Source organism: Stenotrophomonas sp. 2619, from assembly GCF_040548725.1.
GTDB classification, from domain to species: domain Bacteria; phylum Pseudomonadota; class Gammaproteobacteria; order Xanthomonadales; family Xanthomonadaceae; genus Stenotrophomonas; species Stenotrophomonas maltophilia_AP.
The window spans coordinates 13,116-33,599 of record NZ_JBEPSF010000027.1 but is presented as its reverse complement, the minus strand read 5'-3'; the positions used below and the strand labels follow the sequence as shown (position 1 = coordinate 33,599).

Sequence of the window (20,484 nt, the reverse complement as noted above, 5' to 3'; positions counted from 1 at the left end):
CCTTTCCGGCGAATGTCCTCCGGCGTCGGCCTGCGGCCGCCCCCTCCCCCTTTACTTCGCCTCCAAGGGTATGGGACCCCAGCGCCCGACCCACCAACCAGCGCCAAACAGGCTTGGCTTCTTCTACCTGCTTACCGCAAGCCGAGCCCCGTAGCGGCCGGTAGGCCTCTGGGCAAAGTAAAGGAGGAGGCCGCGACGCGGCCGGGGGATATTTGCACCAGGGGCCTACCGGGCGCTGCGGGGCCCTCACGCTCGCAGTAGCCCTGAGCGAAGGACCCTGCCCGCTGAATCAAGCACCAACCCAGGACCGGGCTCCACCTGCGACAAAGTGAAGCAGCGCGTCACCGGGTCGCATGTGCCTTTAACCAATACAAGCCCAGACTGGTGCGGATTCCAGAAAACCTGCCGGAGGCGTCACGTGGACGCGTTGTTGTTGTCGCGGATCCAGTTCGGGTTCGTCATCAGTTTCCATGTGCTGTTTCCCGCCTTCACGATCGGTACGGCCAGTTGGCTGGCCTTCGTGGAGTCACGCTGGCTGCGCACCGGAAACCCGGTCTGGCGCGAGCTGTATTTCTTCTGGCAGAAGATCTTCGCGGTGTCCTTCGGCATGGGCGTGGTCAGCGGCATCGTCATGGCCTTCCAGTTCGGCACCAACTGGCCGCGGCTGAGCGAGGTGGCCGGCAGCGTGATCGGGCCGCTGCTCACCTATGAAGTGCTCACCGCATTCTTCCTGGAGGCCAGCTTCCTCGGCGTGATGATGTTCGGCTGGGGCCGCGTGTCGCCGCGGCTGCATTTCTTCTCCACCTGCATGGTGGCGCTGGGCACGCTGTTCTCCACGTTCTGGATCCTGTCGTCCAACAGCTGGCTGCAGACCCCGGCGGGCTACGCGCTGATCGACGGCATCGTGCACCCGCAGAACTGGTGGCAGGTGGTGTTCAACCCCTCCTTCCCGTACCGGCTGGCGCACATGGCGCTGGGCTCGTTCATCACCACCTGCTTCGTGATCGGTGGCGTGGGGGCCTGGTACCTGCGCAAGGGAACGCATGTGGAAGCCGGGCGCACGATGCTGCTGGCGGCCGTGGCGTTCGCCGCGTTGACGGTGCCGGTGCAGATCTTCGTGGGCGACATGCATGGCTTGAACACGCTCAAGCACCAGCCGATGAAGATTGCCGCGATGGAAGCGCACTGGCATTCCGAGGGGCAGGGTGAAGGCGTGCCGCTGGTGGTATTCGCGGTGCCCAACGAGAAAGCCGAGCGCAACGACTACGAGATCGCCATTCCCCGCCTGGGCAGCCTGATCCTGACCCATTCGCTGGAGGGCACGTTCGATCCGCTCACCTCCGTACCGGCCAGCGAACGGCCGCCGGTGGTGCCGGTGTTCTTCGCCTTCCGGATCATGGTCGGGCTGGGCACGCTGATGCTGCTGCTGGCCTGGGTGTCGGCGTTCCAGTGGTGGCGCGGCAAGCTGCTGCAGTCGCGGTGGCTGGTGCGCGGCTGGAACTGGATGCTGCCCAGCGGCTTCATCGCGCTGGTATCGGGCTGGTTCGTGACCGAGATGGGGCGCCAGCCGTGGGTGGTGTACGGGGTGCTGCGCACTGCCGACGCGGTGGGCCCGCAGAGTGCGTGGATGACCGCGTTGTCGCTGGGCGTCTACATCGCGGGCTATGCGTTCGTGTTCGGCTGGGGCATCTGGTACCTGGTGAAGATCATCCGCACCGGGCCCAAGCCGCACGAACCGGCGCCGGCGCTGGATGCGGGCAGCCATACCCCGGCGCGGCCGCTGTCCGGTGCCGACGAACCGCTGGAGGAGCGCTGACATGGAGATGACAACCTGGCTGCCGGTGGCATGGTTTGCGGTGATCGGCTTTGGCGTGCTGATGTACGTGGTGCTGGACGGTTTCGTGCTGGGCATCGGCATCCTGGCGCCGATGGCCGAGGACGAGGAACAGCTGGACATCATGATGAACACCGCCGCGCCGATCTGGGACGGCAACGAAACCTGGCTGGTGTTGGGCGGGGCCGGGCTGATGGCGGCCTTCCCCAAGGCCTACGCGGCGCTGCTCTCGGCGCTGTACCTGCCGGTGCTGCTGCTGGTGGTGGCGCTGGTGTTCCGAGGGGTGGCGTTTGAATTCCGCTTCAAGGCGCACCGCTCGCGGCGGTTGTGGAGCGTGGCGTTCGGGCTGGGCTCGCTGCTGGCCGCGTTCGCGCAGGGGGTCATTCTTGGGGCGCTGGTGGAAGGCCTGCAGATCGTGGATGGCCGTTATGCCGGTGGGGCGTTCAGCTGGTTCAGTCCGTTCTCGATGCTGACCGGTGCAGCGGTGGTCTTCGGCTACGCGCTGCTGGGCAGCACCTGGTTGATCCTGAAGACCGAGGGCCGTGAGCAGGCGTTCGCGCGCACGCTGACGCGGCCGCTGGTGGTGGCGGTGATCGTGTTCATGGGCTTGGTGAGCACCTGGCTGCCGTTCCTGGATTCGCGCCTGATGGCGCGCTGGTTCAGCGATGGCAACTTCTGGTGGTTGTCGCCGGTGCCGCTGCTGACGCTGGGCGTGGCGGTGGCGCTGTGGCGCAGTGCGATGCACCCGCGCCGCGACCTGCCGCCGTTCCTGCTGACCCTGGCGTTGTTCATCCTGGGCTTCATCGGGCTGGTGCTGGGCATGTGGCCCTACCTGCTGCCTCCGAGCATGACACTGTGGGAGGCGGCCGCCCCGGCGTCGTCACTGGGCTTCAGTCTGGTCGGGCTGGTGGTGCTGCTGCCGGTGATCCTGGGCTATACGGCCTGGTCGTACCGGGTGTTCCGCGGCAAGGTACGGGCAGACACGGGGTATCACTGAGGGGCACGACCGCAACCGTAGTGCCGGGCTCTGCCCGGCAGCGGGGTAACGGGGCAGCGGGGCACAGCCCCGCTCTACGCGTGCAGGCCTTCGATTTCGACCAGCAGTTCGGCGCGGCAGACTTCGGCATGCAGCACCACGTAGGCCGGTGGGCCGGGTAATGCGGCCATCTGCGCGGCCACCGCCGGCATGTCCTCGGCGCGCCGCACATACACTTTCAGTACCGACTCGGCGCCGAGCCGGGCGGCCAGCGACGGCCGCTGTCGCCGGGCGGCATCCACCAGGCTCTGCAGGTTGGTCAGCGTTTCGCGCAGCTGTTCTTCCACGGCACCGGTGTGCTGGGACACATGGCCCACGATCGCCGCCGTGCCCGATTGCAGCAACGGCAGCCCGGTGGCCGCCGGCGCCAGCAGCGCCCGCGAAAAACTGGGCGACTGCGGGCCGTACTGGCGCGGGTAGCGGAACGCGCTGACCTGGCGCGGGTTTTCCAGGGGCAGGCCGGGTTCGCGGCCGGCCAGCCAGTACACCTGCAGGCGGCGGTGCCCGTCGAAGCGGCCGATGCAGGTCGCGGCCGGCAGGGCCGCTTCGTCCAGCTCGCGCAGCCCGCGCACCCGGCCCACGCAGAAGCGCCGGTAGCGCTCCTGGTCGCCGTCGCCTTCGGTCACCGCGTCCAGGTAGTTCCAGGTCCGCAGCAGGTGCGGGAACCCGCAGTGCGCCAGGAAGCTGCTCATCCGCGCATAGGCGTCGGCGGCGGCCGTCTCGATGTCGCCCTCGGCTTCGTCGATCTCCAGCACCCCGAACAGCAGCGCGGCGTTGTGCGACCAGCGCACGCCGTCGGTGACGCCCGACTGCACCGGCGTCGACCCCCGCCACACCTCCACCTGCGCCGGGCCATGCTCGGCCAGGGGCACCTGCAGCCAGCGCGGATCGTTGCCCGGGGAGGGCGCGGGCGCGCCAAACCCGAACACCGCCAGGGTGCACGGGTCGGCCAGGGCCGCCTCGCGCAGCGCCGCCGGCAGGTAGCCGGCGCTGAACACCGCTGCACCTGGAGGGAAAGCGACCGCCGGGGCCGTTGCGTCGTGGATCGTGCTGCTCATTTCAGATTGTGAAAGCTGCCAGTGCCAAGGGTGTCATGATAGCGTGCGCTCCTTTTTACGGCGGTGCGCTGCGATGCCTTGGTGCCTATCAACATGTTGGCGTGAATGATCGAGTTCTCCGTGGTGGATTGGTCGGCCTGGGCACCGGGACTGACCTCGAAAGAACACTGGCAGGCCTGGGCACAGGCCCCCGCGTTGCCGCAGGGCGATGACACCCCGGCGCTGGCCGAGGTGCCGGCCATGCAGCGGCGACGCATCGAGCGGCTGGGGCGCATGGCCATCCAGGCCGCCTGCTGGTGTGAGCAACCCGACGACGCCGGCCAGGTGCCGCTGGTGTTCGCCTCGCGCCATGGCGACGTGGCGCGTTCGATGGAACTGCTCGACAGCCTGGGTGCCGACCACGGCATGTCCCCGACCGCGTTTGGCCTGTCCGTGCACAACGCGGTGGCCGCGCTGTATTCGATCGCCCGCGGCCACCGCGGCAATTACCTGGCCCTGGCCGCCGGCCGCGCCACGGTCGAGGCCGCCTGCCTGGAGGCCTACGGCCTGCTGGCCGATGGCGCCGCCGAGGTGCGGGTGATCGTGTATGAATCGCCCTTGCCGCCGGTGTATGCCGGGTTCGCCGACGAGCCCGATCCTTATTACGCCTGGTGCTGGCGGCTGGCCCGGGCCGATCGTCCCGGCACCCGGCTCTCGCTGGGCTGGGGCGCGGCCGGGGCCGACAGCCCCGCCGGCGCACTGCCGCACGGGCTGGATGCGCTGCGCTTCCTGTTGGCGGGCGATCCAGCCCTGACGCTGGCCGCCGACGGCCAGCAGTGGACCTGGCACCGCCATGGCTGAGCGCCGGCCGGGCCGTCTCAACCATGCCTGGCGGGTGTTCGGCACCGGGCTCAGCTTTGCCGTGTTCGGCATCGGCGGGCTGCTGCTGGGCGGGGTGCTGTTCCCGTTGCTGTTCCTGGTCCGCAACCCGGTCCGGCGGCGCACGCTGGCGCGCCGGCTGGTCCAGCTCAGCTTCGCCAGCCATGTGGGCCTGATGCACCGGCTGGGCGTGATGACCTATGAAATCCGCGGGGCCGAGCGCCTGCAGCGCAACGGGCTGCTGATCCTGGCCAACCACCCGACCCTGATCGACGTGGTGCTGCTGATCGCCCAGCTGCCCAATGCCGACTGCGTGGTCAAGCGGGCCGTGGCCTGCAACCCGTTCATGCGCGGCCCGGTGCGGGCGGCCGGGTATGTGTCCAACGACGACGGCGCGGGGCTGATCGACGACTGCATCGCCGCCGTGAAGGCCGGCGGCACCCTGGTCATCTTCCCCGAGGGCACCCGGACCGTGCCCGGCCAGCCGCTGCGCCTGCAGCGCGGGGCGGCCAACATCGCCGTGCGCGGCGGCCTGGACATTACCCCGGTCAGGATCACCTGTACCCCGCTTACCCTGACCAAGGGCCAGAAATGGTATCGTGTGCCATCACGGCGTTTTCACGTTCAGCTGGAAGTCGGGGAAGATCTCCCGATCGCCCCGTTCCTGGCGGTGGCCGGCGACACGCCCAGGGGGGATGCCTTGGCGGCCCGGCGCGTGACCGATCATCTTGCCCATTACTTTGACTTCGCTGGAGAACCAAGCCGTGCAGGCACTTGAGCACGAGATCAAGGAATTGATCATTTCATCGCTGTCGCTGGAAGACATCACTCCCGAAGACATCGACCCGGTGGCCCCCTTGTTCGTGGAGGGGCTGGGGTTGGATTCGATTGACGCACTCGAACTTGGTTTGGCCCTGCAGAAAAAGTACGGTGTCAGCCTGTCTGCGGATTCGGAAGAGACCCGTCGCCATTTCTCCAGCGTGCGTGCCCTGGGCGAGTTTGTCGCCGCACGCCAGTCGTCGTAACGGCGCGTCAGGATTTGCCATGACCAAGAACGAACTTTTCGATCGCATCGTCAAGATCCTCAAGGACAGCTTTGAGATCGAACCGGCGCGCATCACGCCCCAGGCCCGTCTGTACGACGACCTGGACATCGACAGCATCGACGCGGTCGACCTGATCGTGCAGCTCAAGCCCTTGCTGGGCCGCAACCTGCAGCCGGAGGCCTTCAAGGCCGTGCGCACCGTGCAGGACATCGTCGACGTGGTGCACGGGCTGCTGCCCGGTCAAGCAGCCGCCTGACGGCGGCCGCAGGACACTGACCATGGTCCGGGTGCGCGTCGCGGCGTTTGCGTTGCTGTCGCTGGCATACCCGCTGGTGGTGTACCTGTCGCTGGGCCGGTTCGAGCCGCGCTGGCTGTCGCTGCTGCTGTTCGGGCTGGCCGCGCTGCGCGCGCTCACCACCCGCCAGCCGGTGTGGTGGGTGGCCGCGCTCGGCACCGGCGTGCTGGCCCTGGTCGCCACCGCCTTCAACCAGGCGCTGCCGCTGAAGCTGTACCCGGCACTGGTGAACGCGGTGATGCTGGTGATCTTCGCCACCAGCCTGCGGTTCCCGCCCAGCGCCGTGGAACGCCTGGCCCGGCTGGGTGAACCGGACCTGCCACCGTTCGCGGTGATCTATACCCGCCGCGTCACCTGGGTGTGGTGCGGCTTTTTTGTCTTCAACGGAAGTCTGGCCCTGATCACGGCGCTGTGGGCGTCCAACCAGGTCTGGGCGCTGTACAACGGATTGTTGGCGTACGTGATGATGGGTGCTTTGTTTGGTGGCGAGTGGCTGGTGCGGCGACGGGTGAAGGCGGCGCACGCGCATGGTTGACTGGATCGCATTGGACCGGCTGGCGGTGTCGCCACGGCCCGGTCGGATCGTGGGCGAAGCCGACCATGGCCCGGTGTCGCACCCCGAGTTCCGCGAACAGGTGCTGCGCTGGCAGCGGGCGTTCGCCGGTGCGCCAGGACGCGACTGGGCGCTGTACTTCGACGACACCCTGGCCTTCGCTGCCGCGCTGCTGGGGGCCTGGCACGCCGGCAAGCGGGTGTTCCTGGGCGGCGACAACCTGCCGACCACCCTGGATGAGCTGCGCCCGCGCGTAGATGGGTTTGCCGGTGACGTGCCCGCGCACCACGCCCCGCTGCAGCCCGCTGCCGACGCCGACGTCGCGGGCGACCTGCTGCCGCTGGACGAAGACCAGCTGGAGCTGGTGGTGTTCACCTCCGGCAGCACCGGCGCGCCGAGCGCGATCGTCAAGCGCATGCGCCAGCTCACGCGCGAAGTGGATGCGCTGCAGGCCGCCTTCGGCGACCAGCTGGAAGGCACGCAGGTGCACGGCACGGTCTCGCACCAGCATATCTATGGCCTGTTGTTCCGCGTGCTGTGGCCGCTGGCCGCCGGTCGTCCCATCCAGCCGCGCCGGTTCTTCCATGAAGACCTGGTCAGTGCGCTGGCGCGGCAGCCGTCGGTCCTGGTAGCCACCCCGGCCCACCTCAAGCGCCTGCCCGAACAACTGGACTGGTCCTCGCTGCAGGGCCCGTTGCGCGCGGTGTTTTCCTCGGGCGGTCCGCTGCCCGAAGACGCCGCGCTGCAGGCGCGGGCATTACTTGGCGTGGCCCCCACCGAGGTATTCGGCAGCAGCGAAACCGGCGGCATCGCCTGGCGGCAGTGGAGTGCCGAGCAGCCGCAGTGGCACCCGTTGCCCGGCGTGGCCTGGCGCATCCAGGACGGCTGCCTGGCGGTGTCCTCGCCACACCTGGACACCACCGACTGGTGGCAGACCCAGGACCGCGTGGAGGCCGACGCCGGGCGCAGCTTCCGCCTGCTCGGGCGGGCCGACCGCATCGTCAAGATCGAAGAACGCCGGGTGTCGCTGGACGCACTGGAACAGCAGCTGCGCGCGCATCCGGCGGTGCAGGACGTGCGCGTGCTGGTGCTGCCGGGCGCGCGCGAACAACTGGCCGCCGTGGTGGTACCGCAGCAGGCCGACGTGGCCGGCTGGGACGACGCCCAGCGGCGCCGGCACGCGCAGGCGCTGGGCGCGCACCTGGCCAGCAGCCACGATGCAGTGACCCGGCCGCGGCGCTGGCGCTTCGTCGACACGCTGCCGTTGAATGCACAGGGCAAGGTCACCTTCGCCGCGCTGGCCGCGCTGTTCCGGCCGCAGTTCCCGGCGGTCCAATGGCAGCAGCGCGAGACCGATACCGCGGCGTTGCTGTTGCCGCTGGACGCCGACCTGATCGCTTTCGACGGGCATTTCCCGCAGGCGAAGATCCTTCCCGGCGTGGTCCAGCTGGATTGGGCCATTCACTATGCCCGCCACGTCTTCGCCATGCCGCCGCGCTTCGAGCGCATGGACGCGCTGAAATTCCAGCATGTGGCGCGCCCCGGCGATTGCCTGCAGCTCACCCTGGGCTGGGACGCAGCCAAGTCGGTGTTGAGCTTCCGCTATGTCTCCGACCACGGCGTGCATGCCAGTGGCCGGGTGGTGTTCGGCGATGTCTGAGACCCTGCGCGCGGGTCCTCCGGCGGCGGCGTTCGCGCCGCTGGTGGTGATTCCGGTCTACGACCACGAGCATGCGATCGGCGCGGTCGTGCGCGGCGTGCTGGCCAGCGGGCTGCCGTGCCTGCTGGTGGATGACGGCTCACACCCCGGGTGCGCACAGGCGCTGGAGGCCCTCGCGGCCGACCACCCCGCACAGGTCACGCTGCTGCGCCTGCCGGTGAACCAGGGCAAGGGCGGGGCGATGCTGGCCGGGTTTGCCGAGGCGGCGCGTCGTGGCCACAGCCACGTGTTGCAGATCGACGCCGACGGCCAGCATGACCCGAGCGACATCCCGCGCTTCGTGGCCTTGTCACGGCAGCACCCCGACGCGGTGATCTGCGGCATTCCGGCCTACGACGACAGCGTGCCCAAGGCGCGTCTGTACGGCCGCTACGCCACCCACATCTGGGTGTGGATCAACACGCTGTCGCTGCAGATCCGCGATTCGATGTGCGGCTTCCGGCTGTACCCGCTGGCGCCGGTGACGGCGCTGGTGGGGCAGGAAACCATCGGCCGGCGCATGGACTTCGACAGCGAGATCCTGGTGCGGCTGTTCTGGCGCGACGTGCCGGTGATCAGCCTGCCCACCCGGGTGACCTATCCCAGCGATGGCGTGTCGCACTTCGATGTGTGGCGCGACAACGTGCGCATCAGCCGCATGCACACCCGGCTGTTCTTCGGCATGCTGTGGCGCGCGCCGCGCCTGCTGTGGCGGCGGATCGCCGGAGCGCCACGCGCATGACCGCACCGGCACCGGCCAACGCGCCGCACTGGGCCGACCTGGGCGAGACCACCTCGGCCGCCGGGGTGCTGTTCCTGTGCTGGGTGCACCGCTGGTTCGGGCGTTGGCCGTTCCGCCTGTGCGTGTATCCGGTGGTGTTGTGCCATTGGCTGGGCAACCGCGTGGCGCGGCAGTCGTCGCTGCAGTACCTGCAGCGGCTGCAGGCGCACACCGGCGTGCTGGGCGGCGTGCCCGGGCGCTGGACCAGCCTGAAACACTTCGCGCTGTTCGCCGACACCCTGCTGGACAAGCTGCTCGGCCTGGGCGGCCGCTACCCACCCAACCAGATCCGCCTGCAGCGCGACCTCATGCTGGAAAAGATCGCGCGCCGCGAGGGCGGGTTGATCCTCACCGCGCACATCGGCTGCCTGGAACTGTGCCAGGTGCTGGCCGAACAGGTGCCGGGTTTCCGCATTACCGTGCTGGTGCACACCGCGCACGCGCAACGCTTCAACCGGCTGATGCAGCGGCTGGACCCGTTGGCGTCGGTGGAGCTGATGCAGGTCACCGACATGGGCCCGGCCACCGCGGTGGAACTGCAGCGGCGGGTCAACGACGGCGGCTTCGTGGCCATCGTCGGCGACCGCGTGCCGCTGCGCGGCGGGCGCACCGTGCCGGCGCCGTTCCTGGGCCACGTGGCGCAGTTCCCGATCGGCGCCTACGTGCTGGCCTCGGCGCTGGCCTGCCCGGTGTACACCATGGCCTGCCTGCACGACGGCGACGGTTACCGCGTGCGGTTCGAACATTTCAGCGACCGCATCGTGCTGCCACGCGGCTCGCGTGACGCCGCGCTGACCGCGCAGGCCGAACATTTCGCCCGGTGGCTGGAAGTTCAGGTCACCCAGGCACCCTTGGACTGGTTCAATTTCTTCCCCTTCTGGGATCAGGCATCTCATGGCAAGTAAGTCACCCGATATCCGTTTCGGCGATGCGCCGCTGACCATCGAAGACGTGGTCGCGCTGTCGCAGCGCCAGGCCCAGGCCGTGGTCAGCGATGACCCGGCCTTCCAGGCGCGCATCCAGAAGGGGGCCGATTTCCTCGACCGCCTGCTGCGCGAGGACGGTGTCATCTACGGGGTGACCACCGGCTACGGCGACTCGTGCACGGTGAACATTCCGCCGGCGCTGGTGGCCGAACTGCCGCACCACCTGTTCACCTACCACGGCTGCGGCCTGGGCCGGTTCCTGGACCCGCAGGAGACCCGCGCGGTGATCGCCGCGCGCCTGGCTTCGCTGGTGCGCGGCATGTCCGGGGTCAGCCATCCGCTGCTGGACGGGCTGGCCACGCTGCTGCGCCATGACGTGCTGCCGCTGATCCCGGCCGAAGGCTCGGTCGGCGCCAGTGGCGACCTTACCCCGCTGTCCTACGTAGCCGCGGTGTTGTGTGGCGAGCGCGAGGTGATGTACCGGGGCGCGCGCCGCCCGGCCGCCGAGGTGCTGGCCGAGATCGGCATGACCCCGCTGCGACTGCGCCCCAAGGAAGGCCTGGCGATCATGAACGGTACCGCGGTGATGACCGCGCTGGCCTGCCTGGCCTATGACCGCGCCGACTACCTGACCCGGCTGGCCACCCGCCTGACCGCGTTCAACGTGCTGGCCAGCGACGGCAACGCGCACCATTTCGATGAAATGCTGTTCGCCGCCAAGCCGCACCCCGGCCAGATGCAGATCGCCGCGCGCCTGCGCCAGGACCTGCACAGCGACCGTCCGCCGCGCAACGAACAGCGCCTGCAGGACCGCTACTCGCTGCGCTGCGCCCCGCACGTGATCGGCGTGGTGCAGGACGCCCTGCCGTTGATGCGCCAGCTGATCGAAACCGAACTCAACAGCGCCAACGACAACCCGCTGATCGACGCCGACGGCGAGCGCATCCTGCATGGCGGCCACTTCTATGGCGGCCACATCGCCTTTGCGATGGACGCGCTGAAGAACACCATCGCCAACCTGGCCGACCTGCTCGATCGGCAGATGGCACTGGTGGTGGACGCGCGCTACAACCACGGCCTGCCGGCCAACCTGTCGGCGGCCACCGGTGAGCGCGCGGCGATCAACCACGGGCTGAAGGCGCTGCAGATCAGCGTGTCGGCGTGGACCGCCGAGGCGCTCAAGCAGACCATGCCGGCTTCGGTGTTCTCGCGTTCCACCGAGTGCCACAACCAGGACAAGGTCAGCATGGGCACCATCGCCGCGCGCGACTGCCTGCGCGTGATCGAACTGACCGAGCAGGTGGTTGCCGCGCTGCTGATCACCGCCCGCCAGGGCGTGGCGCTGCGCCAGCGGGTAGGCATGAAGGCGATCCTGCACGGCGAGCTGGACGCGATGTACCAGGACCTGTGCGCGCGCATCGCGCTGGTCGAGGAAGACCGCGCGCTGGACGGCGAGCTGCGCGCGCTGCTCGATGAAATCCGTGGCCAGCGCTGGAGCCTGTATGACCAGCCCTGACCTGAGCCTGGAGGTGCGCCTGTCGCCCACCTTCCACGACTGCGATCCGATGCACGTGGTGTGGCACGGCAACTACTTCAAGTACTTCGAAGTCGCCCGCTGTGCGCTGCTGCAGAAGTACGACTACGACTACCCGCAGATGCGTGAATCCGGCTACATCTGGCCGGTGGTGGACGCGCGGGTGAAGTACATCCGGCCGCTGCTGTACGGGCAGGCGCTGCGCGTGCGCGCCACCATCACCGAATGGGAAAACCGGCTGAAGATCGCCTACGAGATCCTCGATGCCGACAGTGGCCAGGTGCTGACCCGCGCCCACACCATCCAGGTGGCGGTCGACGCGGCCACCAATGAAATGCTGTACCTGTGCCCGCGCGTGCTGTGGGACCGTCTGGGAGTGGAAGTGCAATGAACGCTCTGCTGCGCACGCTGGTCGTGCTGGTGTTGTTGGTCGTGGCCGCGCCGGTGCTTGCCGCCCCCGCGGCCGATGTGGATCTGGTCAAGCAACGCGTGGCCAAGGTGGGCGTGCTGCGCGGGGAGTTCAGCCAGGAAAAGCAGGTGGCCGGTTTCAAGAACCCGCTGCGTTCGCAGGGGCGCTTCGTGCTGGCCCAGGACCACGGCGTGGTCTGGACCACGCTCAAGCCGTTCCCGTCCGAAGTGGTGGTCACCCGTGACCGCATCCTCAGCCGCCAGCGCGACGGCAGCAGCCGGGTCGAGCTGGACGGCCGCCAGCAGCCGGCGATGCGCTCGGTCAACGCGATCATGTTCGCGCTGATGAGCGGCGACGCACAGGCGTTGTCGGCCCAGTTCACGGTGAAGGTGGAGGCCCGGCCGAACAACGGCTGGAGCATGCAGCTGAGCCCGCGCTCGGCGATGCTGGGCAAGGTGTTCACCGGGCTGAAGCTGCAGGGCGACCGTTACGTGCGCGAGGTGGAGATCACCGAGGCCAACCAGGATGTCACCCGCATCCACTTCACCGGCATGAGCGAAACGCCGGCCGCGTTGAGTGCGGAAGAGGGCGGCAAGTTTGAATGACGCACTGAATTCGAACGGCCGCCTGCAGCGCATCTGGCGCTGGCTGGCCGTGCTGTGGCTGCTGGTGCTGCTTGGCCTGGGCGTGCAGCAGTGGCAGCTGTGGAAGAGCGAATCGCGGATCGATACCGACATCCTGGCGTTGTTGCCGCAGGACGCACACGATCGCCTGCTGTCCGACGTCACCCGGCGCATCGCCGACGCCAACGCGCGCCAGATCGTGGTGCTGCTGGGCAGCCGCGATGCCGCGCAGACCAAGGCAGCCGAAGCCGCCTTCCGCAGCGCGCTGCAGACGCCCGAAGGCAAGGCGCTGCTGCAGGAAAGCGGCTCCATCGAAGGCTGGTTCGAACAGGCGCGTGCGTTCTACGCGCCGTACCGCGACCGCCTGCTCACCAGTGAGCAACGCCAAAGGCTGCAGTCCGAGCCGGTGGATGGCCTGGCCGACGCCGCGCTGGCGGCCCTGTACGGCCCGATGGGCGCACCGCGGCTGACCGAATGGCGCCAGGACCCGCTGTCGCTGTGGCCGCAGTGGTGGCAGGAACGCGCGCTGGGCTCGGGCCTGCAGATGGGCGATGACGGTCTGCTCGAGGCCGACGGCAAGCACTGGTCGATCGTGCAGTACGACACCGTGGGTTCGGCGTTCCAGCTCGATGGCGAACGCCACATCGACGTGCTGCTGGACCAGGCCGCCGCGGTGGCCGGCACGCACGCGCCCGGCCTGGAGGTGCTGCGCGCCGGCGTACCGCTGCACGCCGAAGCGGCGGCGGTGCAGGCCAACTGGGAAATCAACACGATCGGCTGGGGCTCGCTGGCAGCGGTGCTGCTGCTGGTGTGGCTGGCGTTCCGTTCGCTGCGCCCGATCCTGCTGGTGGCGGCTTCGCTGCTGATCGGCTGCGGCGTGGCCCTGGCGGTCACGGTGCTGGTGTTCGGCAAGGTGCACGTGCTCACCCTGGTGTTCGGCGCGTCGCTGGTCGGCGTGGCCGAGGACTACGGTATCCACTGGTTCGCCTCGCGCCAGGCCGAGCCGGCCGACCGCCGCTGGCGCCTGCTGCGGCACCTGCTGCCCGGCCTGTGGCTGGCGCTGCTGACCAGCGCGCTGGCCTACCTGGCGTTGGGCCTGGCACCGTTCCCGGGGCTGCGCCAGATGGCGCTGTTCTCGGTGGTCGGCCTGGCCGCCGCCTTCCTCACCGTGATCTTCTGGTTCCCGTGGCTGGACGGCGGCGAGATCCGCACCACCGGTTTCTCGCGCTGGCTGGGCGGCACGCTGGAGCGCTGGCCGCGCCTGCACGGGCGCAAGGCCGCGATTTTCCTGGGCGTGGCGGCGCTGCTCTCGGCCGTGGGCATTGCCCGGCTGGACAGCAACGACGACCTGCGCAGCCTGCAGTCTTCGCCCAAGAGCCTGATCGACCAGCAGATCCGCATCAGCCAGATGCTGGGCATGCCCAGCCCGGCGCAGTTCTACCTGGTGCAGGGCGACACCGCCGAACAGGTGCTGCAACGCGAGGAGGCGCTGATCGACCGCCTGCGCGTGCTCGCGGCCAACAAGCAGATCGGCGGGTACCGCGCGATCAGCGAGTGGCTGCCCTCGGTGCAGCGCCAGCACGCCGATGCCGCGCTTACCGCCAAGGTCGAGCCGCAGGTGCTGGGCAAGGTCGGCCAGGCGGTGGGGGAGACCCTGTCACGCCCGGACTATGCCGGTCGCGACCTGGACGCCGATGCCTTCCTGGCCTCCCCGGCGGCGATGCCGTTCCACCACCTGTGGCTGGGCAAGGTCGGCGCGGGCCTGGCCACCGTGGTGATGGTCGATGACCTGTCGCGCGCCGATGCGTTGACCCTGCTCGAAACCCAGGCCAAGGGTATCGACGGCGTACGCTGGGTCGACCGCACCGCCGATTTCTCCTCGCTGCTCAAGCACTACCGCAAGTTGATGAGCGGGTTGCTGCTGGTGGGCATCGTGCTGGTGTTTGCCGTGCTGTACTGGCGCTACCGCGCGCAGGCCTGGCGCGTGTTTGCCCCGACCCTGGTGGCCGGCGCGCTGACCCTGGCCCTGCTGGGCCTGTTCGGCCAGCCGCTGCAGCTGTTCAACGTGCTGGCGCTGATGCTGCTGCTGGGCATGGGCATCGATTACGGCATCTTCCTGATCGAACACCGCGGCGATGCCAGTGCGTGGCTGGCGGTGTGCGTGGGCGCGGCCAGTACCTGGCTGTCGTTCGGCCTGCTGGGCCTGTCGGCCACGCCGGCGCTGCGTGCGTTCGGCCTGACCCTGCTGTTCGGCATCGGCCTGGTGTGGATCATCTCGCCGCTGTTCCGCCCACCACCGCACGACGCACCGCACTGAGCAACGCGCGTTTCCCGTCCGCCATTTTTCTTGATCAAGGATGTATCGATGAACCCGCAAGTGGAAACAACCGAGATCCTCGTGATCGGTGCCGGCCCGGCCGGCTCGGTCGCCGCGGCGATGCTGCGCAAGCAGGGCCGCCAGGTGCTGATGATCGAGCGCCAGCAGTTCCCGCGCTTCTCCATCGGCGAGAGCCTGCTGCCGCAGAGCATGGAATACATCGAAGCGGCGGGCCTGCTGCAGGACGTGGTGCAGGCCGGTTTCCAGTACAAGAACGGCGCGGCCTTCGTGCGCGGCGAGGCGAGCACCGAGTTCGACTTCCGTGACAAGTTCTCGCCCGGCTGGGGCACCACCTACCAGGTGCAGCGCGCCGACTTCGACAACGTGCTGGCCCGCGGTGCCGAGCGCATGGGCACCACGCTGCGGTTTGGCGATGAAGTGCTGTCGGTGCAGCCGGGTCGCCCGGCGCGGGTGCAGGTGCGTCGCCCCGACGGCAGCGAGTACACCATCGAAGCCGGCTTCATTCTCGACGCCAGCGGCTTCGCGCGGTTGTTGCCGCGCCTGTTGAACCTCGAATCGCCGTCGAACTTCCCGGTGCGCGGGGCGATCTTCTGCCACGTGCGCGACCATATCCCGGCCGACGCGGGCTTTGACCGCAACAAGATCCTGATCACCACCCATCCCGAGCACGTGGACGTGTGGTACTGGACCATCCCGTTCTCCAACGGCTGCTGCTCGCTGGGCGTGGTCGCCGAGCCCAGCTTCTTCGAGCAGTATCCCGGCAGCGACGAAGACAAGCTGCGCGCCATCGTCGGTGAAGACCCCAACCTGACCCGCCTGCTCGCCAACGCCGAGTGGGCCGTGCTGCCGGTGCGCACCATCACCGGCTACTCGGCCAACGTGTCCTCGTTGTGGGGCGACGGCTACGCGCTGCTGGGCAACGCCGGCGAGTTCCTCGACCCGGTGTTCTCCTCGGGCGTCACCATTGCCTTCAAATCGGCGGAGCTGGCCAGCGCGTGCATCGCCCGCGAGTACAACGGCCAGACCGTGGACTGGGAGAAGGACTTCTCCATTCCGCTGCGCGCCGGCGTCAAGACCTTCCGCCGTTTCGTCGAAGCCTGGTACGCCGGCGGCTTCCAGAAGATCATCTACCACCCCGAGCAGCAGCCCGACGTGCGCCGCATGATCTCCTCGATCCTGGCCGGCTACGCCTGGGACACCCACAACCCGTACGTGGCCGATGACAGCGGCCGCCGCCTGCGGGTGCTGGAGGAACTGTGCAGCGGCTGATCGTCCTGTTGCTTTCGTGCGTGCTGCTGGCGTCCTGCGCCAGCACCCGCATGCCCGCGCCGCTGGTGCAGCTGCCGACCCTGCAGCTGGCGCCGTCGGCGCTGCCGCAGCCGTTGCAGCTGCAGCAGCGCCTGCAGTTCCGCTTCGGCACCCACGAACGCGAACTGGATGCGTTGCTGGAAGCCGACGGCAGCCAAGTGCGGCTGGCGGTGCAGGCCATGGGCCAGACCGGCGTGCGCATGGTCTGGGACGGCACCACGCTGGAACAGACCCGCGCGCCGTGGCTGCCGCCGCAGGTGCGTGGCGAGCGCGTGCTGGACGACCTGCAGTTCGCGCTGTGGCCGGCGCAGGCCATCCGCGCCGCCCTGCCGGCCGGCTGGACCCTGGTCGAGGCCGGCCGCGAGCGCCGCCTGGAGCAGGCCGGCAAGGCGTGGCTGCTGCTGGAACCGCTGCCCGATGGCCGCGTGCGCCTGCGCAACCTGGCCGAAGGCTATGAACTGGTGATTGAATCGTTGGACATGGAACAGGCACCGCCGTGAGCAGTAGCAGCAGCGCGATCTATCTGAATGACCTGGGCGTGGTCTGCGCGCTCGGCGGCGACCGCGCGCAGGTGCGCGCCGGCCTGTTCGCCGACCAGCCCGGCGGGCTGCGCGACAACGACCAGATCATCGCCGGCCGCACCCTGGCCCTGGGCGAAGTGACCATCCCGCTGCCGGACCTGTCCGCGCTGCCGGTGGCGCTGCGCGGGCGCAACAACGCCCTGCTCGAAGCGGCGCTGGTGCAGATCCGCCCGGCCGTGGACGCGGCGATCGCACGCCACGGCGCCGATCGGGTGGCGGTGATCATCGGCACCAGTACCTCGGGCATCGGGGAATCGGAGAATGCGCTGCGCTGCCATCGCGAGAGCGGCCAGTGGCCGCCGGGGTTCGATTACGCACAGCAGGAAATGGGCACATCGGCGCGGTTCGTGCGCGAGCGCATCGGCAGCACCGGGCCGGCCTGGACCATCTCCACCGCCTGCTCGTCCAGCGCCAAGGCGCTGATGGCCGCCGCGCGCCTGCTGCGCGCCGGGGTGGTGGACGCGGTGGTGGCCGGCGGCGCCGACTCGATGTGCCGGTTCACCGTGGCCGGCTTCAGCGCGCTGGAGTCGGTTTCGGCGGCGCGCTGCAACCCGTTCTCGGCCAACCGCAACGGCATCAACATCGGCGAGGGCGCCGCGCTGTTCCTGATGACCGCCGCGCCCGGCCCGGTGTGCCTGGCCGGGTGGGGCGAGTCGTCCGACGCACACCACATGTCCGCTCCGGACCCGCAGGCACGCGGCGCGATCGACGCCATGCAGCAGGCGCTGGACCGGGCCGGCTGGGCGCCCTCGCAGGTGGATTACGTGAACCTGCACGGCACCGCCACCGGGCACAACGACGCGATGGAAAGCCAGGCCGTGGCGGCGGTGCTGGGCACCACGGTGCCGGCCAGCTCGACCAAGCCGCTGACCGGCCACACCCTGGGCGCGTCCGGCGCGATCGAGGCCGCCCTGTGCTGGATGGTGCTGGCCGACAATCCGCAGCAGCAGCTGCCCACCCACTGGTGGGACGGGCAGGGCGACGCCGCGTTGCCGGCGCTGGCGCTAGTGGCACCGGGCACCCACGCCGCACGGGCGCCGCAGCACGTGCTCAGCCACTCGTTCGCCTTTGGCGGCAGCAATGCCGTCCTGGCCCTGGCGAAGGGATAAGCATGCAGCTGCCGCTGAACATTGACGAGGTGCTGCCCCACCGCGACAGCATGCGCCTGATCGACCGCCTGCTGGACTGGCAGCCGGAGTCGATCGTGGTCGAGGTGGACGTTCCCCATCAGGGCCTGTTCAACCACGCCGAGGGCGTTCCGGCCTGGGTGGGCGTGGAATACATGGCCCAGGCGATCGCCGCGTGGGCAGGCTGCAAGGCCCGCCAGGCCGGGCGCGAGCCCTCGATCGGGTTCCTGCTGGGCACCCGCCGCTACACCGCGCACCAGCCGTACTTCGCCGCCGGCAGCTGCCTGCGTGTAGAGGCACAGTGCGAGCTGATGGGCGAAAATGGGCTGGGCATGTTCGCCTGCCGGATCCTGGCAGGCGCTACCGAATTGGCGGTTGCCAACGTATCGGTGTTCGAACCACGCGATGCGATGGCTTATCTGGAGAGTGGAGAGGCATGACAGGGAATCTCACAGTGCTGGTGACCGGCGCCAGCCGGGGCATCGGCCGCGCCATCGCGCTGCGCATCGCGCGCGACGGCTTCGACGTGGTGGTGCATTGCCGCAGCCGCATCGAGGAAGCACAGGACGTGGTGGCCCAGATCCAGGCCCTGGGCCGTCAGGCCCGCGTGCTGATGTTCGACGTGGCCGACCGCGACGCCGCGCGTACCGCGCTGGAGGCCGACGTGGAGGCGCACGGCGCCTATTACGGGGTGGTCTGCAACGCCGGCATCGCCCGCGACGGCGCGTTCCCGGCGATGCCCGCCGAAGACTGGGACGCGGTGGTGCACACCAACCTGGACAGCTTCTACAACGTGCTGCATCCGCTGGTGATGCCGATGGTGCGGCGGCGCAAGCCAGGCCGCATCGTCACCCTGTCCTCGGTGTCGGGGCTGGTCGGCAACCGCGGCCAGACCAACTACAGCGCGGCCAAGGCCGGCATCATCGGCGCCACCAAGGCGCTGGCGCTGGAACTGGCCAGCCGCGCGATCACCGTCAACTGCGTGGCCCCGGGCCTGATCGAGACCGACATGATCAACCAGGAAGTGCTGGACCACGCCCTCAAACTGATTCCCGCCGGGCGCATGGGCCAGCCGGACGAGGTCGCCCATGCGGTGTCCTTCCTGCTGTCCGAGTCGGCCGGCTACATCACCCGCCAGGTGATCTCGGTCAATGGAGGCATGGTCTGATGAGCCGAACCGAACGTCGCGTGGTAGTCACCGGTGCCGCCGCGCTCAGCCCGCTGGGCCACGACTGGCCGAGCATCCGCGAGCGCCTGCATGCGCGCGTCAACGCGGTGCGCTACATTCCCGAATGGGAAGTGTTCGACGGGCTCAACACGCGCCTGGCCGCGCCCGTGCAGGACTACGACCTGCCGGCGCACTACAACCGCAAGACCACCCGCAGCATGGGCAAGGTGGCGGTGATGTCGGTACGCGCCACCGAACTGGCGCTGGAATCGGCCGGCCTGCTCGGCCACCCGGTGCTGCGCAGTGGCCTGGCCGGCGTGGCGTATGGCTCGTCGTCGGGCAGCCACGAGGCCACCGCTGAATTTGGCCGCATGCTGCACGAACACACCACCGACGGCATCAGCGCCACCACCTACCTGAAGATGATGAGCCACACCTCGCCGGTCAATATCGGGGTGTTCTTCGGCTTGTCCGGCCGTGTCTACACCACGTCCAGCGCCTGTACGTCGGGCAGCCAGGGCGTGGGCGCCGGTTACGAGGCGATCCGCAGCGGCAAGCAGCGGGTGATGGTCACCGGGGGCGCCGAGCAGCTGGATGCCACGGCTGCAGCGGTGTTCGACACCCTGTTTGCCACCAGCGTGCGCAACGATGCGCCGCAGACCACGCCGAGCCCGTTCGACGCGCACCGCGACGGGCTGGTGCTGGGCGAGGGCGCCGGCACGCTGATCCTGGAAGACCTGGAACACGCGCAGGCGCGCGGGGCGACGATCCTGGCTGAAGTGGTCGGCTACGGCACCAACAGCGACGGCCAGCACGTCACCCAGCCCACCGCCGACACCATGGCCCAGGCCATGCGGCTGGCGCTGGACGATGCGGGCCTGGAGCCGTCCCGGATCGGGTACGTCAACGCACACGGCACCGCCACCGAGCATGGCGACATCGCCGAGACCCAGGCCACCGCGCAGGTATTCGGCCCGGACATGCCGATCAGTTCGCTGAAGAGCTACGTCGGCCACATGCTGGGCGCCTGCGGTGCGTTCGAGGCCTGGATGACCATCGAGATGATGCGGGAGGGCTGGTTCGCGCCGACCTTGAACCTGCACGAGGTGGACCCGCGCTGCGGCGCGCTGGACTACATCCAGGGCGAAGGCCGTGCGCTGCAGCCCGAGTACGTGATGAGCAACAACTTCGCCTTCGGTGGCATCAACACTTCGTTGATCTTCCGCCGCTGGCAGGCCTGATCCACCCGACCCGGGTCCGGGTCGGTTGTTTTCCGCACCACCCCGCGTCCTACCAACAAGGAGAAAGTT

The 20,484-nt window shown here is 69.1% G+C and carries 21 protein-coding genes; 20 read left to right on the top strand and 1 reads right to left on the bottom strand.

What is annotated here, in order from left to right:
* Window positions 1-418 precede the first annotated feature (418 nt).
* Together ABIA71_RS20325 and cydB are read left to right on the top strand one after the other, a co-directional pair.
* Window positions 419-1,816: a cytochrome ubiquinol oxidase subunit I gene (locus tag ABIA71_RS20325; protein WP_354287720.1), complete on the top strand. Its 1,398-nt coding sequence runs from the start codon at window positions 419-421 to the stop codon at window positions 1,814-1,816.
* A gap of 1 nt (window position 1,817) precedes the next feature.
* Entirely contained in the window at window positions 1,818-2,831 is a 1,014-nt protein-coding gene (gene cydB, locus ABIA71_RS20320) for a cytochrome d ubiquinol oxidase subunit II (protein ID WP_038685523.1), read from the top strand.
* 74 nt (window positions 2,832-2,905) lie between these two features.
* Here the strand turns inward: cydB and ABIA71_RS20315 are convergent, their stop codons facing one another.
* Entirely contained in the window at window positions 2,906-3,928 is a 1,023-nt protein-coding gene (locus ABIA71_RS20315; RefSeq protein WP_354287718.1) for a chorismate transformation FkbO/Hyg5 family protein, read from the bottom strand.
* 105 nt (window positions 3,929-4,033) lie between these two features.
* Between ABIA71_RS20315 and ABIA71_RS20310 the strand changes: the two genes are divergently transcribed.
* From ABIA71_RS20310 to ABIA71_RS20225, 18 genes are read left to right on the top strand one after another with little or no spacing between them, the layout of a single operon-like run.
* On the top strand, window positions 4,034-4,768 hold the full coding sequence (locus tag ABIA71_RS20310; RefSeq protein ID WP_354287716.1) for a beta-ketoacyl synthase chain length factor: 735 nt from the start codon (window positions 4,034-4,036) through the stop codon (window positions 4,766-4,768).
* On the top strand, window positions 4,761-5,564 hold the full coding sequence (locus tag ABIA71_RS20305; RefSeq protein WP_354287715.1) for a lysophospholipid acyltransferase family protein: 804 nt from the start codon (window positions 4,761-4,763) through the stop codon (window positions 5,562-5,564). The genes ABIA71_RS20310 and ABIA71_RS20305 overlap by 8 nt, the downstream gene beginning before the upstream one ends.
* Window positions 5,551-5,811, top strand: coding sequence for a phosphopantetheine-binding protein (locus tag ABIA71_RS20300; protein WP_128096722.1), 261 nt, complete (start codon window positions 5,551-5,553; stop codon window positions 5,809-5,811). Before ABIA71_RS20305 ends, ABIA71_RS20300 begins: the two co-directional genes overlap by 14 nt.
* A gap of 19 nt (window positions 5,812-5,830) precedes the next feature.
* Window positions 5,831-6,088 carry an acyl carrier protein gene (locus ABIA71_RS20295; RefSeq protein ID WP_038685533.1) on the top strand — a complete coding sequence of 86 codons (258 nt, stop codon included), beginning with the start codon at window positions 5,831-5,833 and terminating at the stop codon, window positions 6,086-6,088.
* 22 nt (window positions 6,089-6,110) lie between these two features.
* Complete coding sequence (locus ABIA71_RS20290) at window positions 6,111-6,662, top strand: COG4648 family protein (protein ID WP_128096723.1); 552 nt, start codon at window positions 6,111-6,113, stop codon at window positions 6,660-6,662.
* The gene (locus ABIA71_RS20285) at window positions 6,655-8,340 is read left to right on the top strand and encodes an ApeI family dehydratase (protein ID WP_354287712.1); all 1,686 of its coding nucleotides are present in this window, start codon (window positions 6,655-6,657) and stop codon (window positions 8,338-8,340) included. The genes ABIA71_RS20290 and ABIA71_RS20285 overlap by 8 nt, the downstream gene beginning before the upstream one ends.
* Window positions 8,333-9,121 carry a glycosyltransferase family 2 protein gene (locus tag ABIA71_RS20280; RefSeq protein WP_354287710.1) on the top strand — a complete coding sequence of 263 codons (789 nt, stop codon included), beginning with the start codon at window positions 8,333-8,335 and terminating at the stop codon, window positions 9,119-9,121. Before ABIA71_RS20285 ends, ABIA71_RS20280 begins: the two co-directional genes overlap by 8 nt.
* Window positions 9,118-10,065 (top strand): lysophospholipid acyltransferase family protein, encoded by a 948-nt coding sequence (locus ABIA71_RS20275; RefSeq protein ID WP_354287709.1) that lies wholly within the window; start codon window positions 9,118-9,120, stop codon window positions 10,063-10,065. Before ABIA71_RS20280 ends, ABIA71_RS20275 begins: the two co-directional genes overlap by 4 nt.
* The gene (locus ABIA71_RS20270) at window positions 10,055-11,602 is read left to right on the top strand and encodes an HAL/PAL/TAL family ammonia-lyase (protein ID WP_354287708.1); all 1,548 of its coding nucleotides are present in this window, start codon (window positions 10,055-10,057) and stop codon (window positions 11,600-11,602) included. Before ABIA71_RS20275 ends, ABIA71_RS20270 begins: the two co-directional genes overlap by 11 nt.
* On the top strand, window positions 11,589-12,011 hold the full coding sequence (locus ABIA71_RS20265; RefSeq protein ID WP_354287706.1) for an acyl-CoA thioesterase: 423 nt from the start codon (window positions 11,589-11,591) through the stop codon (window positions 12,009-12,011). The genes ABIA71_RS20270 and ABIA71_RS20265 overlap by 14 nt, the downstream gene beginning before the upstream one ends.
* Complete coding sequence (locus ABIA71_RS20260; protein ID WP_354287704.1) at window positions 12,008-12,634, top strand: outer membrane lipoprotein carrier protein LolA; 627 nt, start codon at window positions 12,008-12,010, stop codon at window positions 12,632-12,634. The genes ABIA71_RS20265 and ABIA71_RS20260 overlap by 4 nt, the downstream gene beginning before the upstream one ends.
* Window positions 12,627-14,969 carry an MMPL family transporter gene (locus ABIA71_RS20255; RefSeq protein ID WP_354287702.1) on the top strand — a complete coding sequence of 781 codons (2,343 nt, stop codon included), beginning with the start codon at window positions 12,627-12,629 and terminating at the stop codon, window positions 14,967-14,969. Before ABIA71_RS20260 ends, ABIA71_RS20255 begins: the two co-directional genes overlap by 8 nt.
* A 48-nt stretch (window positions 14,970-15,017) precedes the next feature.
* The gene (locus ABIA71_RS20250) at window positions 15,018-16,259 is read left to right on the top strand and encodes an NAD(P)/FAD-dependent oxidoreductase (protein WP_354287700.1); all 1,242 of its coding nucleotides are present in this window, start codon (window positions 15,018-15,020) and stop codon (window positions 16,257-16,259) included.
* Window positions 16,247-16,798 carry a DUF3261 domain-containing protein gene (locus tag ABIA71_RS20245; RefSeq protein WP_354287698.1) on the top strand — a complete coding sequence of 184 codons (552 nt, stop codon included), beginning with the start codon at window positions 16,247-16,249 and terminating at the stop codon, window positions 16,796-16,798. The genes ABIA71_RS20250 and ABIA71_RS20245 overlap by 13 nt, the downstream gene beginning before the upstream one ends.
* Entirely contained in the window at window positions 16,795-17,988 is a 1,194-nt protein-coding gene (locus ABIA71_RS20240; protein WP_354287696.1) for a beta-ketoacyl-[acyl-carrier-protein] synthase family protein, read from the top strand. Before ABIA71_RS20245 ends, ABIA71_RS20240 begins: the two co-directional genes overlap by 4 nt.
* A gap of 2 nt (window positions 17,989-17,990) precedes the next feature.
* A complete protein-coding gene (locus tag ABIA71_RS20235) occupies window positions 17,991-18,446 on the top strand; it encodes a hotdog family protein (RefSeq protein WP_128096732.1) in 456 nt (151 codons plus the stop codon).
* Window positions 18,443-19,174, top strand: a complete 732-nt coding sequence (gene fabG, locus ABIA71_RS20230; protein WP_038685546.1) for a 3-oxoacyl-ACP reductase FabG — start codon at window positions 18,443-18,445, stop codon at window positions 19,172-19,174. Before ABIA71_RS20235 ends, fabG begins: the two co-directional genes overlap by 4 nt.
* Entirely contained in the window at window positions 19,174-20,415 is a 1,242-nt protein-coding gene (locus tag ABIA71_RS20225; protein ID WP_354287694.1) for a beta-ketoacyl-ACP synthase, read from the top strand. The genes fabG and ABIA71_RS20225 overlap by 1 nt, the downstream gene beginning before the upstream one ends.
* Window positions 20,416-20,484: the final 69 nt, after the last annotated feature.

Bases quoted from the DNA above. Each gene is read 5' to 3' on its own strand.
- ABIA71_RS20285 (WP_354287712.1), top strand. From the start codon at position 6,655: ATGGTTGACTGGATCGCATTGGACCGGCTGGCGGTGTCGCCACGGCCC.
- ABIA71_RS20265 (WP_354287706.1), top strand. From the start codon at position 11,589: ATGACCAGCCCTGACCTGAGCCTGGAGGTGCGCCTGTCGCCCACCTTC.
- ABIA71_RS20295 (WP_038685533.1), top strand. From the start codon at position 5,831: ATGACCAAGAACGAACTTTTCGATCGCATCGTCAAGATCCTCAAGGAC.
- ABIA71_RS20260 (WP_354287704.1), top strand. From the start codon at position 12,008: ATGAACGCTCTGCTGCGCACGCTGGTCGTGCTGGTGTTGTTGGTCGTG.
- ABIA71_RS20270 (WP_354287708.1), top strand. From the start codon at position 10,055: ATGGCAAGTAAGTCACCCGATATCCGTTTCGGCGATGCGCCGCTGACC.
- ABIA71_RS20250 (WP_354287700.1), top strand. From the start codon at position 15,018: ATGAACCCGCAAGTGGAAACAACCGAGATCCTCGTGATCGGTGCCGGC.
- cydB (WP_038685523.1), top strand. From the start codon at position 1,818: ATGGAGATGACAACCTGGCTGCCGGTGGCATGGTTTGCGGTGATCGGC.
- ABIA71_RS20290 (WP_128096723.1), top strand. From the start codon at position 6,111: ATGGTCCGGGTGCGCGTCGCGGCGTTTGCGTTGCTGTCGCTGGCATAC.
- ABIA71_RS20235 (WP_128096732.1), top strand. From the start codon at position 17,991: ATGCAGCTGCCGCTGAACATTGACGAGGTGCTGCCCCACCGCGACAGC.
- ABIA71_RS20280 (WP_354287710.1), top strand. From the start codon at position 8,333: ATGTCTGAGACCCTGCGCGCGGGTCCTCCGGCGGCGGCGTTCGCGCCG.
- ABIA71_RS20310 (WP_354287716.1), top strand. From the start codon at position 4,034: ATGATCGAGTTCTCCGTGGTGGATTGGTCGGCCTGGGCACCGGGACTG.
- ABIA71_RS20275 (WP_354287709.1), top strand. From the start codon at position 9,118: ATGACCGCACCGGCACCGGCCAACGCGCCGCACTGGGCCGACCTGGGC.
- ABIA71_RS20315 (WP_354287718.1), bottom strand. From the start codon at position 3,928: ATGAGCAGCACGATCCACGACGCAACGGCCCCGGCGGTCGCTTTCCCT.
- fabG (WP_038685546.1), top strand. From the start codon at position 18,443: ATGACAGGGAATCTCACAGTGCTGGTGACCGGCGCCAGCCGGGGCATC.
- ABIA71_RS20305 (WP_354287715.1), top strand. From the start codon at position 4,761: ATGGCTGAGCGCCGGCCGGGCCGTCTCAACCATGCCTGGCGGGTGTTC.
- ABIA71_RS20225 (WP_354287694.1), top strand. From the start codon at position 19,174: ATGAGCCGAACCGAACGTCGCGTGGTAGTCACCGGTGCCGCCGCGCTC.